This is a genomic window from Mesorhizobium sp. B263B2A, assembly GCF_020165775.1.
Classification (GTDB): domain Bacteria; phylum Pseudomonadota; class Alphaproteobacteria; order Rhizobiales; family Rhizobiaceae; genus Mesorhizobium; species Mesorhizobium opportunistum.
In genome coordinates this window covers 83,628-98,254 of the sequence record NZ_JAIUIU010000002.1, presented here as the reverse complement: position 1 = coordinate 98,254, position 14,627 = coordinate 83,628, and the positions used below count along the sequence as shown (strand labels likewise).

Below are 14,627 nucleotides of genomic sequence, written 5' to 3'. Positions count from 1 at the left end.
GACAAACGACAGGTCATGGCGAGAAGTTGGCATGTCGCACGAATTCATCAGTCTTCACGATGTATTCTACTTTGTGAGGCAGTATATTGTCTTCATATCTGCGTTTTGTGTTGCAGGTCTCTTGCTATCGACGTTCTATGTCATCACCTCTGACCCGATCTATTCGGCGCGAACGCAAATCCTGATCGAGCCGAAGATTCCCCGCGGCCTTCAGCAACAGCAGCCCGCCGAAGTGAACCTGTCTCTCGACACCGCCCAGGTCGAGAGCCAGCTCGCGGTTCTGCGCTCCCAGAAGATCGCGATGATGGTAATCGATGACCTTGGGCTTATGAACGATCCAAGCTTCAGGGACATTCATGGGCCTGGCATCGGGGCCCGGATTCGAAGGGCCTGGGCCAGCATCGTTGACGCCGCGTCGCTGCACGACCATGGCGGCTATGCCGCGTTGGAGAATTTCCCGTGGTCAGACGACAAACAAACGGAAGTTCGGCAACCGGAATCGGAGCGCGAGCGCGTCGCGGTTGAGGTGTTCGATGAGGGTCTGGAGGTGCAGCGTGTCGGCGTCTCCTACGCGATCGATATCACCTTCCAGTCCTTGGAGCCGGCTTTGTCGGCACGTATTGCAAATGCGACGGCCGATGCCTTCGTGCGCGAGCAGGTTCAAACGACAACGCAGGCAGCTGGAGAAGGGATCGTTTGGTTGGAGAAGAGGATGCAGGAGGTCGGCAACCAGATGAACGAAGCCACCCGCATCGCCCAGGAGTTTCGGGCAAAGCATGACTATAGTATCGATCAAAACCAAACGCCTGTCGGCGGCCAGGATGGCGTGGCTGGCGGCGACCGCCAGACCACCCTGGAGCAGCTGGAAGTTACCGCGGATACCTACCGCAAGATGTACGAGAGCCTGCTTGCGGCATACACAAATTCGGTTGATCAACAGCCATATCTAATCGCAAATGCCAGGGTCATCACCTCCGCGACCAGCCCGAAGGTGGAAAGCTGGCCACGCAAGAAACTGATCCTTGCCTTCGGGGGACTCGCCGGACTGGTCGCCGGCATCGGCTTTGCCGTTGCTCGACGAAGTCTTGATCGCAATGTACGCTCGGCGCAGCAAATCGGCCGGGAACTGGGTCTGGCGTGTATTGGAGAGTTGCCGCACGTTCGTTTCAAACGAGGTGGTTTCGGTCGTCTCGACGAGGTGCTCAGGGAGCCTCAATCCGTCTTCGCGGCCAGCTTGAAAAGTGCCAAATTATCGATCAACGTCGCGAGAGGACCCAGCCAAGCGCGGATCGGGATCACTTCAGTGTCCCCCGGAGACGGAAAAGCCACCGTCGTTAGCAATCTGGCGGCGCTCTATGCAGTATCGGGCATTCAAACTCTGGTCGTTAATGCCGACAATAATTCCGCCGTGGCCAATGATTTGCTGAAGACGCCGAATTTCGATGTGTTCGACCAGGAATCCGTTGATGCAAAAGGGCATGTAAGAAAAATCCAGTTAATTGAGGAAACTGGATATTACTGCTTGAAGAGCTCTGAGAGTGGAGCGGGCAATTTGATTATCGCCAAGAATTTGGAGAATGTTCTGAAGGAAGTCGGCCTATACTACAAGATGACCCTTGTAGATCTTCCGCCATTTACATCGGGATCCGATACACTTTCAATCTGCCCGATGCTTGCTGGCGTGATTGTTGTAGCGCAGTGGGGCGTAACCTCCATGGACCAACTTGCAGAGTTAGTGGCGACCCTCAGGAACAACAATTCAACCGTCCTGGGCGTAATACTGACCAAAGTCCATTCAGCTTCGACGCGTGATCACCGTAAGCTCGCAGCTCAAGCTCCACGCTAACGATGACCCCCTGGCGCGTTGCCGTCTTGGAATTGACCCCGTCGATTTGGTTCGGCTGACATGACAGTCAGGCATCCTGACGCTTGGATGCATAGGCGTCTTGCAATGCTGATGACGGGCGTCGCCGGCGCCAGGTTGCACGCCATCGCCCCGCTTCGTTCGCTTTCGTAGACAATCTGGCCGCCGCTCCGTCCAATCGGCCCGCCTCACACCCGCCGGCATAGCCGTGCGGCCTGCGGCAAGGCTTGCGTCGTACGCGCAGGTCTCGCCGGTGCACTCACTATAAACGCTGGCGGGTGCGCATATGTGGGTGGGCACCAGGGGTCGTTCTCTAGCAACTTCGGCGTAAGTTGGGTGAAGTGCGTAATCGCAGACCTACTACCTTTTCGTTGCTTGCTGACCGGCATGCTCGATTGCGAATATGTCAAGGAAACAGAAAGTTGTCGCTACAAATGTCCGACACGTTTGAAAACAGTCTGCAGCAGCTTGGAATGAACCCTTCGGTGGGGAAGCGAGCCGCGCCGGTGGCACTGTTTGCCCTGCCGGAGCCCAGCGCAAGCATCAGGCCGCATGTACATTCTGTCTGTTCAGCAGAAGTCAGCGCCAGCCAAGCCCCCAACGCCATCACTCCTGGGACCGACAAATCTTCGGCAATCGCCAACGACAACGCACCAAGCCGACGCCTGCAGCCAATCGGGGGTCGTGCAAAACGGCTGCTAGACCTCCTGGTTGCCTCAATCGCGCTCGTTCTGGTCAGCCCCGTTATGATATTCATCCCTCTCGTCATAAAAATAACGACGGGCGGGCCGGTACTATTCGTTCACCGCCGCATCGGGTTCAACGGAGCGGCCTTCGATTGCTACAAGTTCCGCACCATGGTTCGAAATGCCGAGGAGGTGCTGGAACGACATTTGAGTTCCAATCCTGACGCCGCTCAAGAGTGGGAGGCCAACCAGAAGCTGAAGTGCGATCCACGTGTTGTGTTTTTTGGCCATATGCTGCGGAGATCGAGCTTGGATGAGCTGCCGCAGTTGTTCAATATCATGCGTGGCGACATGAGCTGCGTTGGTCCGCGACCTGTCGTGGCCGACGAACTGGAACGCTATGGAGCCGCATCGCTGGAATATCTGAAAGCGCGCCCAGGGCTGACGGGCCTTTGGCAGGTGAGCGGCAGAAACCTGGCCGAATATTCTTCCCGTGTATCGATCGACACTCAGTATATCCAGACATGGTCATTCGCAAGCGACCTCAAAATCCTTGCAAGGACAATACCGGCGATCTTGCGATTTGATCAGACTTCCTAGGTGGCACCCGCTGGAACCACGGCCAACGCGCTTGCAACGCTACCGAGTACGGTGGCGCAGCAGTCCGATCGCAAGGCCGATCAGATAGAAAGTCTGCGCAACGAGAACCAGGCATAGTGTAGAGCCGATCGTGGTTCGAACCGAAAGCTGGAGAACACTGCCGGTGATGAGGCCCATGAGGATCACCACAAGCGTAGCCACAATGATCGCTGGCGCGCGGAACTTCAGCCCGATCAGCAGGGACAGGCTTGCAACGCCGACGACGGCAAATAACACGACGATCTCCCCAGGTCGGCTTGGCACGGTCGATCTGATCAGCGTGTGCAGGAGATCAGAGTCGGCCCTTCGTGTGAAGCAGATGATTTGTCCATGCGCTTGCGCATCATACGCCGGTTATTGGAGGATTTGAGTGCAAATCTCCGTCGTTGGCCTGTTGGTATGCTGTGGAATTCTTGCAGTTGTGACCTACATGCGCTGGTCGATGATCACCGCCCTTATTGCCTCGCTGGCTTTCGGCGCGACCGCAATCGGCACAATAGGCTCCCTAGGAGGATCATCTCCGCTGATCTTCACGATTTTCAACATACTGCTCATCGCGACAGCGTTGGCGCGGCGTGGAATATGGCGCGAAATTGGAATAGCCTTCGGACATATTGGTGCAACATGGATCGTGTGCGCGCTGATGATCTATGTGACTTTGGGCGCGCTGCTGTTCCCACGGCTGTTTGAGGGACAGACCAGTGCCTTTGTTGCGTCGCGAACCGGCAGGGGCGTCTACGAAGCGGCGTTGGCGCCGGTGTCGGCCAACATTTCTCAGACCGGATACTTCGTGCTTGCTGGGCTTACGTTTCTGGCGGTCTGCGTGCTGGTTCAGCGCGAAGGCACGTTAACGGATATCAAACGCGGTTACTTCTTGTGGTTCATCTTGCACGTGTCGATGGGCATGCTGGATCTGTTGGGGAAAGTCGCAGGTGCCGGCGACATCCTCGCCCCCATCCGGACCGCCAACTACTCTATGTTGACGGACGTTACAGAGGCTGGATTCTTTCGCATCGCGGGGGCGTTTTCAGAAGCTTCGGCCTTCGGCGGCGTATCCCTGTCAGGCCTTGCGTTCAGTTACACCTACTGGACCAAGACCGGATCCAAGTTTGCGCTCGGCCTGGGATCCGTATTGTTCGGCCTCCTGTTGCTATCGACATCGTCGACCGCCTATGTCGGCCTCACCATCGTCAGCTTGCCGGTCGTCATATCCATCGCAACGTCCCTGGCTTCAGGTCGGCTAAGATCTGGGGAAGCCTTGCTTTTGACGCTTCTCATGCCCCTGCTGCTCCTGGGTATGGGCGTCATCTTGTTTTACCCTCACTTCCTCGATCCGGTGGTGCAGCTTGTCGACACCACCATCATCAACAAGGTCACGTCGACCTCCGGCCAGGAGCGCAGCTACTGGAACTACAAGAGCCTGCAGTCCTTCTTCGATACGGCGGGGTTGGGAGTCGGCCTCGGCAGCTCTCGAGCGTCAAGTTGGCCGATAGCGCTTCTATCTCAATTGGGATTGTTCGGTACGGTCATCATGATGGTTCTACTGGCGATGCTGATGCGAGGCCTACGAGGCAGCAGCCATGTCGATCCGCAGGTGGACGCCATCGCCTCGAGCGCCCGCGCCTGCGCATTGTCCTCACTGGTGGCTGGATCGCTGGCAAGTGGCAGCCCCGACCCAGGCATCGTGTTCTATATTCCACTTGCTGTCGTTCTCGTGTGTCGACGCTTGCCCGTCAAAGACAATCGCGCCGTGGTTGCCGCCATGCCGCGGTTCGATCATCCAGTCCGTTCCGGCAAGCGTCGAACGGCTTCGATCCCTGGGCACGCGTGACAAGTTGCGAATGCCCGGGGTCGCGGCCTATGGAATAGCGATGGTATTGGTGGGGTCTTCCCGAAGCGCTATACCGGGCGCCTGCTTGCGTCCCTTCGATGTTGCGCCGAACGCACCCAGGTCATCCGAGATCATCGGTATGTCGACTTTTATGGTATCCCCGGGCTCGACAGCGCTCGTCTCGCTCGCTTCCAACTTCTCTGTCGTGCCGTCCGCGGATGGCCTGAAAATCGTGTAGATCGGCGCCGCCGCTTCCGTATCGGCCCGGCGGGCTTCCAGGCTTGGGGCGGAGACTTCGGAATCGTACAACAGCTGCTGTGTTGTCTCTGTCTTGCTCGCGAGGGCATCGAGCTCGGCCTGCGTTTGGCGCAAGTCGACCGTCACCTCGTTTCTCCTCCCATCCTGGAGTTCAAGAATCGAAATGTCCGTCTTGCTGATTTCCTGGCGGCCCCGCAGCAGGCTGGTCTCAGCCGCAAGCCTTTCACTTTGGGCCTGCGCGAGCGTCCGTTCCAAGGAGAATTCGCGAGGCGCAACCGCGAGACCTTTGTCCACCAGCGCTGAGACGCTTTTCAGCTCCTTTTGAATGGACTTGATCTGCGTATCCAGGAAAACCAGTTGCTCCTCAAGCGACGTGAGTTCTTTTTCAAGGAACTCTCGCAGGTTTTGAAGTGCCTTGATCTGGGTATCCAGCCCTTCGCTCCGCGCCTGAAACACCAGGCGCTCCTGCTTGACGATCATGGCGATCGCACTGTCTTGAATGTGGGCCGTCACTTCCGGCGGGAGGGCTATCTCGTCGGCATGAGACAGTTCCGCCTCCAGCCGTGCTTTCCGCACGAGCAGATTGACCTCGTTCAACCTGATTAGACCAAGATCCCCGCGGGCCTGGATCGCCTCGCGTTCGAACCTTGCGTCCTTGTCTTCCCGGGTTCGCAGTCCGCCTGCAAGACCTAATGCCTTCAAGACCGTCAGCCCCGGCCGATACGCGAACTCTCCCGACTGCGAGACCTTGCCCACCACGTAAATCGGTCGGAACTGGACGATTTCCACCGCTGCGGCCGGTGGTCTTGCCAGACCAATGCTTCGCATCAGGCTTTCGCCGACGAAGCCCGCGACCTCTTGGGTCGTGAAGCCGGCAGCCTTGATTTCTCCGACCAATGGCAGGGAAACGGAGCCATCTGGGCCGACCGTATAAACGTCATTGAGCGCATCCCAAGCAAATATCGAGTCCCGAGACGCCCGCCATTCGTAGACCTTCACGCGAATCTTGTCTTGAGCCCCCAGAACATACCCTGTGGGGTTGGCAGATGAAGCGCCAACAACTGCGCTGGCTGAAAGTCCCGCCAGCACAGCCACACGAAGAAAATGCGCGGTCCTCCATCGATTGAACAGCTTGCGTGAGCACGCCACGCGATTGGTCAACCCAATGTCAATCGAACGAGTTGGCTCTTCCAGCATCACGACCTCTGCGCTAGATTTCCAAAATATATTCCGGCTCTACCCGACCTCTCGCCACATGTGATATGGCAAGAAGATTGCCACGGAGGCGTCCTCGCCGATCGACATAGGACTCCGGCCAGAGGCTGCGTGCGAGATTAGCGAGAAGATTCTTGCCCACCAGCCGCAATGCGAAGATGAACGGAACGGTGCCTTTGCGGATAAGATATATTGGGTTGGCTACCTGAGAATAACCGAAGCGAACACCACTAACGCGGCCGGTCTTCACGCCGAGGTGGACACCCCGGACCGAGTTCAAGCCAACAACCCGCCCTTTGACTCTCAGTTGGCTGGTGAAATCGACGTCTTCCTGCCACCCATAGAGGACTAGGCGCTCATCAAAGCGCAGATTGCCTATGAATGCCGTCCTGATGGACATGTTGCAGCCATAGCCACACAGCTTGTCCACGCCGCGCGCTTGCGCGGTGGGGCCGGCATCTGCGAGCGCTTGCATACCCTCATCCCAGGTCAGGCCTGCCGAGCTTGCTCCATCCCTAAGCACGTTGCCTGTTATGACCGCCCAGTCAGGTTGCTGCTCGAAGGCCCTCGACACGCCGGCGAGATAGGTGTCTTCAGGAATGAAGTCGTCATCGAAAAAGGTGACAATGTCGAACCGGTCAACGACCGCGTCGAGAGCGACGTTTCGCTGAGCGGGCAAGCCGGTCTTGCCGAGCAGTATCGAGACGGGGAACGTTGAGGCCATATTGGTGGGGATGTGTCCGGCATCCGGGGCGGAGATGATGACGGCGTCCGGTAATCTGGACTGCTTCTCAAGCTGTGCAAGAAGTCGGGTCACGTGTTCAGGACGTCCGAACGTTGCAATGGCCACGACCACTTTCATCGACGATCAGCTCTTCCTTTGGCAAACAAAACCAGATGCAGGCGCGCCAGGCCCCATGATGCATCCTAACGCGCCAAACGCAGCGATGCAGCCTGTGCATAGGTTGGCGCTGATGCCCGCTCTTAGGCACATCGAAGTAGCAGGCTTACTCCGTTGGAATGCATGCATGCATGCTCTGTCAGGGACGCAGCTCAGCCTGAAAGGGAGCTTGTGCAGATCGGACGCACAACACACTGTCGCATGATGGCAAAGGGGTCGGGGGAAAGCACATGCGTCATGAGCGGCGGGCAAAATCTTCTGACTCACAACGTCTTGGTGGCAGTAGCACCCGTTCCGCTGCCACGACGCCATTGGCCGCTATCGACCGTAACGCCCGCATCGCTCTCGTGCACGACTGGTGCCCGAATTTTCGAGGCGGGGAACGCGTTCTCGCTCGTCTTTGCAAGATATTCCCGCGAGCCGAGGTCTTTACGCTGTTTGATTTTCTGCCGAAGGACGTAAAAGAAGATTATTTCAGGGGTGTCATGTTCCACGTATCCCCTATGAATCGTCTTCCGTTTGTAAAAAAGTATTACCGGTCACTTTTCTTTCTCTGCCCATTCATGGTCGAGCAATTTGATGTAACTGGGTACGATGCCGTCATTTCCTCGTCTGCAGCCTTTTCCAGAGGCGTTCTGACCAGGCCGGACCAGCCCCATCTTTGCTATGTCCATAGTCCGGTGCGATATGCCTGGGACGAGCAATTCTCCTACCTGCAGCAGGGTGGGCTAGGATTCGGGCCGAAGGGCCTGGCGTTTCGGTATCTGCTTCACAATCTGAGGATGTGGGATGTTCGCACCGCGCATGGTCCTGATCTGATGCTGGCGAACTCGACCTACGTCCGTTCGCGAATCCAGCGGATCTACGGTCGCGACGCAAGGGTGGTCCATCCACCTGTGGCCATCCAGGAGCTCGAATTCGTCGCTGACAAGGACGACTACTATGTCACGGCTGCGTTTCACGCTCCTTACAAGCGCACGGACCTCATCATTGAGGCATTCAGCAAAATGCCATCGCGCCGGCTGGTCGTTGTAGGCGACGACGTGCAATCAAAGCACCTGAGATCGATCGCCGGTCCTAACATTGTCTTTACCGGGTACCTGCCCCGGCACGACTATATCGACAAGATCGCGCGCGCTCGCGCCATGGTTTTCGCCGGATGCGAAGACTTCGGGATTGTCCTTGCCGAGGCGCAAGCGTGCGGTACTCCGTTGATCGCTTTCGGCCGTGGCGGGGCTCGCGACATTGTTCGGCCGCTTGGCGACAGCAATCACCCCACCGGCGTGCTCTTCGACAAGCAGACACTTGGCTCCCTTTCGACCGCTATTGAGCGGTTCGAGGCGAACACAACTTCTATTGCGCCGAACGCATGCCGCCTGAATGCAGCCCGGTTCTCCGAGGAACGGTTTGATTTGGCCATATGTGACGCCCTTGGCCTTGCTCAATCAGTTCAGTCTGCCCGCGAAATGGGACACAACGCATATCTCGGAGCCGAGAGTACGGCCCGCGACATTTCCGATAGTCTTGCCGAGGCAACCCTGCCATGAATTCATTTGACCCGCATGCTGCCAGGAACGGCCAGGCACTTCGAACGACGGCGTGTCCGTGCTGCTCAGCGGCGGTTGGTCGATCAATTTATTGCGTCGAATCGGTCCCGGTTCACAGTTGCGTCCTCTTGAACACGGCTGAGGAAGCTCAAGCCTTTCCCCGTCGCCAGATTGATCTGGCATTCTGCGAAGCGTGTGGCTTCATATTCAACAAGGCCTTTGACGAAGGCGTTATGGTCTACTCGACCAATTTCGAGGAATCGCAGCATTTTTCGAGCACCTTCAACAACTTCGCGAAGGAGCTCGCGCATGAGATCGCTCGCAAATGCGAGATAGCGGGCAAGAGGGTGCTGGAGATAGGCTGCGGCAAGGGAGAATTCTTGCGAGAACTCTGCCAGTCGGGCAAGGCCACGGGGGTCGGCATCGATCCAGGGTATCGCGCCGACAAGGGACGCAACGAAGACTTCCACGACATCGAGTTTATCGTCGACTTCTTCGGAACGCGGTATCGGCATCTTCAATCCGACACGGTCCTTTGCCGACACACGCTCGAGCACATAAAGTCGGTTGCCGCATTCGTGCGGCTGATCCGCGAGATGGTTGGCGAACGGACCGAAGATTGGATCTTCTTCGAAACCCCCGACGCAAAACGCGTGCTCGCCGAAAGTGCCTTTTGGGATATCTATTACGAGCATTGTTCCTATTTCAGTGCCGGCGCGCATGCGCGCCTATTTCGGCAGGAAGGCTTCGACGTCATCGATCTGGAACTCGTCTACGACAAGCAGTACATCGTCCAGTACGCCAGGCCGTCAAAAGACCGATCAATGCCAAGGCTGCCGCTGGAACGCGACCTGGAGGAAATGCACCACTTGGCCGAAACGTTTCCCATCCGCGTAAGGGCTTCGCAACATCGATGGCTGGAGCGTATCCGTTCTGCCCATGCCGCTGGCCGGCGCGTGGTGCTGTGGGGCGGCGGCTCCAAGGCGGTGTCATTCCTGACGACACTGAAGATAGGGGAGGAGGTGTCTGCTGCTGTCGACATCAATCCCTACAAGCAAGGCAAATTTACGCCAGGGAGCGGCCATCCTGTGATCGCTCCGACAGAGCTTGTTGATCATCCACCCGACCTCGTCATCGTCATGAACCCAATTTATCGCAACGAAGTGGTCCAGTCCCTGGACGCCTTGGGCTTGCGGCCGGAAGTCGTCTCGGTGTGATCGCGACCTCGCGCGGAGCGAGCTGAAAATGGAAGTACCCATGCCTCCACAGGTGTCCCTAGGTCTGCCCGTCTATAACGGCCAGAATTTCCTCGCCGAGGCGATCCGTTCGATCCTCGATCAGGACTTCAACGATTTCGAGCTGGTCATAACCGACAACGCCTCCACCGACAGGACCGCGGATATCTGTCAGGAATTCGCACGACGGGATGGACGCATCCGCTATTTTCGCAACGAACGCAATCTAGGCGCCGCCGGCAACTTCAACCAGGCTTTCAAACTGAGCACCGGCAAATATTTCAAATGGTGCGCGCACGACGATACGGTAAACGGAGGTTTTCTCACGGCGTGCGTTCGTGCACTCGACGAGAACGCCACGCATGTGATTGCCTACCCCCGCCTGCTGGGCATCGACGAGGCCGGACAGTTGACGGGGTATGTCGAACGTGTGCCGTCCGGCATGGAAAGAGCGCCGCCGGCGTCCCGCTTCCGGCTGATGGTTGCGGCGCACGGATGGGACGCGGCCATGTTTGGCCTTTGGCGGCGAGACGCCCTGGTCAAAACAACATTGCACGAGCCGTACTATGGGTCTGACTGTGCCCTTCTGGCCGAGATCGCTCTGCTGGGGACGTTTGTGGGCGCTCCTGAGGCCGTTCTGTTTAGCCGTGACCATCCTATGCGCTCGGTTCGACTGCCGAGTTCCGATCGACTGGCCTGGCAAAATCCGGATGGCTCCAGGGCAAACGCCTTTGAGCTGTCGACACGGCTAAGGCATCTGGTGGCGATCGTCTATCGGCACCGCGGGATCGTACCGTTTGGGCGGACACTTTTTCATCTGTTTGCCTGGGCCCTTAATCCACTGCTTGTCGCGCGACTGTGCCTTGAAGCCGTGGGGGTTGTTTCTCCCACCTTGCGCACGAAACTGCGCGGTGCCGGCCTTGAGGCGCTAAAACGCATCCAAACAATTTCCAATCGATCTCCTGGCTAAATGAGCAATTTTGGTGACCATCCGCTCGGAGGTTGAATGAATCGCCGCAAGCTGGCACCGGGTGCATCGGCCTTCCCAATCCCGCGACAATTGCCCAAGGGGTCGGGCATGAGGAATCTGGTGATCGTACGCGCGGGACGCAGATCTTTGCATCCCGGCTGGGTGAATGGGGTGGGCAAGGCCGGTTTTGACCTTCTGGTCGCCGCCTATGAGGCTGGTGTTCCTCATCGACCGACCGATCTCAATGTCTTCCTCCCCGGCCGCAAGATTGCCGGATATCATGCCCTGTTCCAATGCTACCCAGAGATCTTGGACAACTACGATCTTATCGCGCTGATCGACGATGACATCGACACCACCATGGACGATATCAATCGCCTTTTCGAAATCGGCAAGACGTACAATCTCGATTTGTTTCAACCGGCTTTGTCATCAGACAGTTATTTTTCATATGCGTCGACCCTCACCAGCGGAAGGCAATACGTCTTGCGATACACCAACACGGTCGAAATGATGTGCCCCGTGTTTAGCGCACGTTGCCTGCGGGCCGCGCTGGGATTGTTCGGGCTGGGCTACGAGACAGGGATAGATTTGCTCTGGACCCGCCTGACTGACACACCCTGGCTGCGGTACGCCATTATTGACGATGTCGTCGTGCGCCATACGCGGCCCGTGGGAACGACAAAAACCATGCAGGGCTTTGGCGCGAACGAACGTTATGATGTTCAAATCGATGCCGTGTTGAAGCGATTTGGCGCTGAGTTTCGTGGGTTCGTAACATACGCGGCCGTCAATCGGCGAGGGCAGCTTGTTCGCTCCCGCTTTCTGATCGGCCTGAATTCCCTGACACTTTTGCGATCGCTGTTCAAAACGCCACTCAAGTGGACCCAGTTCCTGCGTCTGGCCACCGACTACACGCGACATTGCTGGTTAAGGCCGATCAACCTGCAGCGGATCGACATCGCCGGTATCAAGAAGCCAGGCCTTCACTGCGAGAGGACGCCTCGTTCGATCATGCCACGATGATCTCCGACGCAAGGCCGAGCTGGCGGGCGGCCTGGGCTACTTCGTCGCGATAGAGAGGGTTCATCACGATGATCGAATGCAAAGGCCTGCCACGCAGGTGATCGGGCCCGATCACCGGGGTTCCGGACCCCGGGGCAAAGCGGCCTTGCTTGTGCGGGTTGACGTCGACGAGCGCGCTTATGCGCGCGCCCTCGGGAACGACGTTGACGAAAGTGATGCCTTTCGATCCCGCACCCCACACAACGGTCTGCGCCGGGTCCTGTTTTGAAAGGTACTGATGCCACCACGCCACTTTGTCGCGGTAGGTGCGATCGAACTTGCGGACCAGCGCGTCGATCGTCCCGGACGTCGAGAGACTGATAACCGTCGGAGATGCCAGAGGTTTTGCTTCTATAAAGAGGTACTGATCGCCGTATGATGAACCCTCGTCCAGCACCTCGAAACCGGCCGTCTGCATCGCTGCCCGCAAGGATTGCGGCGTGAAATAGGATACGTGCTCATAGATCAGATCCCAGATGCCCATGTCGCGCAATGTATAAAGAGCATTGGGCACTTCGATGTAGAACACCGACTTGGATCCAACTCCAGGATGAGAGCGAAGTCCCTGCAGGAAGGCTATTGGATTGGCCATGTGTTCCAGAACGTGACGGCAGGAGACGAAGTCGGGGTCGACGTTCGGATAGGCATCGCCGAACCAGTCGTTGATGAACTCTACGCCGGCGACTTTTTCGCCCCGATTGTCTTCGTAACTCCTGTCAAAGCCAATGCCCCTGGCGCCGCTGATCGAACAAATGCGTTTGAGGAAATCCCCCTTGCCGCAACCAATGTCGACGACCAGTTTTCCCTCGAGCGCGTAAGTGCTGGATAGGCGGTGCGCGAGATCCTCGACGAACTTTACGAAACGCGGCGAGAAGTGCAGCGAATTCTCATAATCTGGGGTGTATCCGACGCGATCGTCTTCAAATGCCGCGTTAAAGAAATGTTCGCAGCCACGGCAGAAGGCGAGGGCGAAGTGGCCGGTCGCTGCAGCGACGGCCGACTTCGCGTCCGAGTGCAGTGAGTTGCACGAAACCGGCAATGCTTTAAAGGAGACTGAATGCAGCAAATGCTGTCCTGCGCACACGGGACAATCCCCACGAAGGCGCGCGGGACTTGGGACGGCGCTGCGCAGTTCGCCACCGAGCGCGGTTTGGATTCCCATGATCATACGATCCGTGGGGTCGGCACCGGCACGATGAACTTGCCACCTCGAGCGCGATATTGCGACTGCTGCGCCACGATCTCGTCGATAAAGTTCCAAGCCAGGACGAGCACATAGTCTGGCTGGGCATCCAGCAAGGCTTCGGGCGGGCGAATGGGGATTCTCTGGCCTGGCATGTATTTGCCCTGCTTGTGTGTGTTGCGGTCAACCACGAAATCGAGGACATCACCTCCGATCCCGGCGGTGTTGATCAAGGTGGCCCCCTTGGCCGCGGCCCCATAGGCCGCGATAGTGGCGCCATCGGCCTTCAAACGATGCAGCAGACTGCGAAGGTCCACCTTCAGCTGGTCGACTTTCGCGGAAAAATCGCGGTAATATTCAACAGCATCCAGTCCGCGTGATTTCTCGTGTGCCAGCTGATTGCTTACGCTCGCTCCGACACGCTCCAGCTTCTCGACATAAAGGCGAAGCGAGCCCCCATGGATCGATAGGTGCTTTATCTCGTTGAGATAGAGCCCATGCCTGCGAAACAGATTGTCCAAAGCCGTCACTGAGAAATAGCACAGATGTTCGTGGTAGATCGTATCGAATTCACAATGATCGATCATTGGCTCGACATACGGCGCCTCTATGACCGCGACGCCGTCATCCTTGAGGAGCCTGGCGACGCCGGCGACGAAACCATTGGTGTCGGCGACATGGGCAAGGACATTGTTTGCGTGAATGACATCGGCCTGTCTGCCTTGCTCACGAAGTTTTTCGGCTAGCTCAAGCGTGAAAAAGGCAAGATCTGTCGGAACACCGATCTTGTTTGCCGCAGCGACAGGTCCATCGGCCGGGTCGATGCCCAATACCGGAATATCCGCTTCGACATAGTTCTTCAGAAGATAGCCATCGTTGCTCGCCAGTTCGATCACGAAACTGTCGCCGGTCAGCCCGCGCCGCTCGATCAGATCCAGAACGTTCTCCCGCGAGTGCTCCAACAACGCTTGCGAGAATGACGAGTAGTAGGGATAGGCATCGGCAAACAGGATCCTGGGGTTCACCGTTTCGGTAATTTGCACCAGACTGCAGTCTTGGCAGAAGGCGACATTGAGCGGAAAAACGGGCTCTGCCTCGCCACGGTTGGCATCAGTTGTAAGCCGGTCGGCAAGAGGTGTCCTGCCGAGCTTCAAGAACGTATCCATGTGAGGCCCACCACAAGACCTGCAGGTCTGTTCGGTCACAGATGCCGTACCAGCGATCATCATGGTC

12 protein-coding genes are annotated in these 14,627 nt (G+C 57.5%); 7 read left to right on the top strand and 5 right to left on the bottom strand.

The features are described 5' to 3' along the window. The first annotated feature begins 31 nt into the window (after positions 1-31). Both LB568_RS05800 and LB568_RS05795 read left to right on the top strand, forming a co-directional pair. On the top strand, positions 32-1,846 hold the full coding sequence (locus LB568_RS05800) for a GNVR domain-containing protein (RefSeq protein ID WP_224729559.1): 1,815 nt from the start codon (positions 32-34) through the stop codon (positions 1,844-1,846). 440 nt (positions 1,847-2,286) lie between these two features. Next, positions 2,287-3,150, top strand: coding sequence for a sugar transferase (locus LB568_RS05795; RefSeq protein WP_140572134.1), 864 nt, complete (start codon positions 2,287-2,289; stop codon positions 3,148-3,150). Positions 3,151-3,189: 39 nt separating this feature from the next. Here the strand turns inward: LB568_RS05795 and LB568_RS05790 are convergent, their stop codons facing one another. Beyond that, positions 3,190-3,426, bottom strand: coding sequence for a hypothetical protein (locus LB568_RS05790; RefSeq protein ID WP_224729558.1), 237 nt, complete (start codon positions 3,424-3,426; stop codon positions 3,190-3,192). 133 nt (positions 3,427-3,559) lie between these two features. Between LB568_RS05790 and LB568_RS05785 the strand changes: the two genes are divergently transcribed. Continuing rightward, a complete protein-coding gene (locus LB568_RS05785; protein ID WP_013894103.1) occupies positions 3,560-5,020 on the top strand; it encodes a hypothetical protein in 1,461 nt (486 codons plus the stop codon). A 27-nt stretch (positions 5,021-5,047) separates the two neighbouring features. Here the strand turns inward: LB568_RS05785 and LB568_RS05780 are convergent, their stop codons facing one another. Continuing rightward, on the bottom strand, positions 5,048-6,475 hold the full coding sequence (locus LB568_RS05780; RefSeq protein ID WP_013894104.1) for a polysaccharide biosynthesis/export family protein: 1,428 nt from the start codon (positions 6,473-6,475) through the stop codon (positions 5,048-5,050). A gap of 13 nt (positions 6,476-6,488) precedes the next feature. Continuing rightward, positions 6,489-7,355, bottom strand: a complete 867-nt coding sequence (locus tag LB568_RS05775; RefSeq protein ID WP_013894105.1) for a glycosyltransferase family 2 protein — start codon at positions 7,353-7,355, stop codon at positions 6,489-6,491. Positions 7,356-7,624: 269 nt separating this feature from the next. Here LB568_RS05775 and LB568_RS05770 point away from each other — a divergent pair, with 269 nt between their 5' ends. The 4 genes from LB568_RS05770 (at position 7,625) to LB568_RS05755 (ending at position 12,172) form a co-directional block, all read left to right on the top strand. Beyond that, entirely contained in the window at positions 7,625-8,941 is a 1,317-nt protein-coding gene (locus LB568_RS05770; RefSeq protein ID WP_224729557.1) for a glycosyltransferase, read from the top strand. A 128-nt stretch (positions 8,942-9,069) separates the two neighbouring features. Next, entirely contained in the window at positions 9,070-10,158 is a 1,089-nt protein-coding gene (locus LB568_RS05765; protein ID WP_224729556.1) for a class I SAM-dependent methyltransferase, read from the top strand. 40 nt (positions 10,159-10,198) lie between these two features. Beyond that, positions 10,199-11,146, top strand: a complete 948-nt coding sequence (locus tag LB568_RS05760) for a glycosyltransferase family 2 protein (RefSeq protein WP_181176773.1) — start codon at positions 10,199-10,201, stop codon at positions 11,144-11,146. Between the two features lie 36 nt (positions 11,147-11,182). Next, complete coding sequence (locus tag LB568_RS05755) at positions 11,183-12,172, top strand: hypothetical protein (protein WP_140572139.1); 990 nt, start codon at positions 11,183-11,185, stop codon at positions 12,170-12,172. Here LB568_RS05755 and LB568_RS05750 read toward each other — a convergent pair. Next, positions 12,159-13,373, bottom strand: a complete 1,215-nt coding sequence (locus LB568_RS05750) for a class I SAM-dependent methyltransferase (protein WP_224729555.1) — start codon at positions 13,371-13,373, stop codon at positions 12,159-12,161. The two genes, LB568_RS05755 and LB568_RS05750, sit on opposite strands and share 14 nt — an antisense overlap. Positions 13,374-13,375: 2 nt before the next feature. After that, positions 13,376-14,620 (bottom strand): class I SAM-dependent methyltransferase, encoded by a 1,245-nt coding sequence (locus LB568_RS05745; protein ID WP_224729715.1) that lies wholly within the window; start codon positions 14,618-14,620, stop codon positions 13,376-13,378. Positions 14,621-14,627 lie beyond the last annotated feature (7 nt).

Bases quoted from the DNA above. Each gene is read 5' to 3' on its own strand.
- LB568_RS05800 (WP_224729559.1), top strand. From the start codon at position 32: ATGTCGCACGAATTCATCAGTCTTCACGATGTATTCTACTTTGTGAGG.
- LB568_RS05745 (WP_224729715.1), bottom strand. From the start codon at position 14,620: ATGATCGCTGGTACGGCATCTGTGACCGAACAGACCTGCAGGTCTTGT.
- LB568_RS05755 (WP_140572139.1), top strand. From the start codon at position 11,183: ATGAATCGCCGCAAGCTGGCACCGGGTGCATCGGCCTTCCCAATCCCG.
- LB568_RS05750 (WP_224729555.1), bottom strand. From the start codon at position 13,373: ATGGGAATCCAAACCGCGCTCGGTGGCGAACTGCGCAGCGCCGTCCCA.
- LB568_RS05775 (WP_013894105.1), bottom strand. From the start codon at position 7,355: ATGAAAGTGGTCGTGGCCATTGCAACGTTCGGACGTCCTGAACACGTG.
- LB568_RS05770 (WP_224729557.1), top strand. From the start codon at position 7,625: ATGCGTCATGAGCGGCGGGCAAAATCTTCTGACTCACAACGTCTTGGT.
- LB568_RS05780 (WP_013894104.1), bottom strand. From the start codon at position 6,475: ATGCTGGAAGAGCCAACTCGTTCGATTGACATTGGGTTGACCAATCGC.
- LB568_RS05760 (WP_181176773.1), top strand. From the start codon at position 10,199: ATGCCTCCACAGGTGTCCCTAGGTCTGCCCGTCTATAACGGCCAGAAT.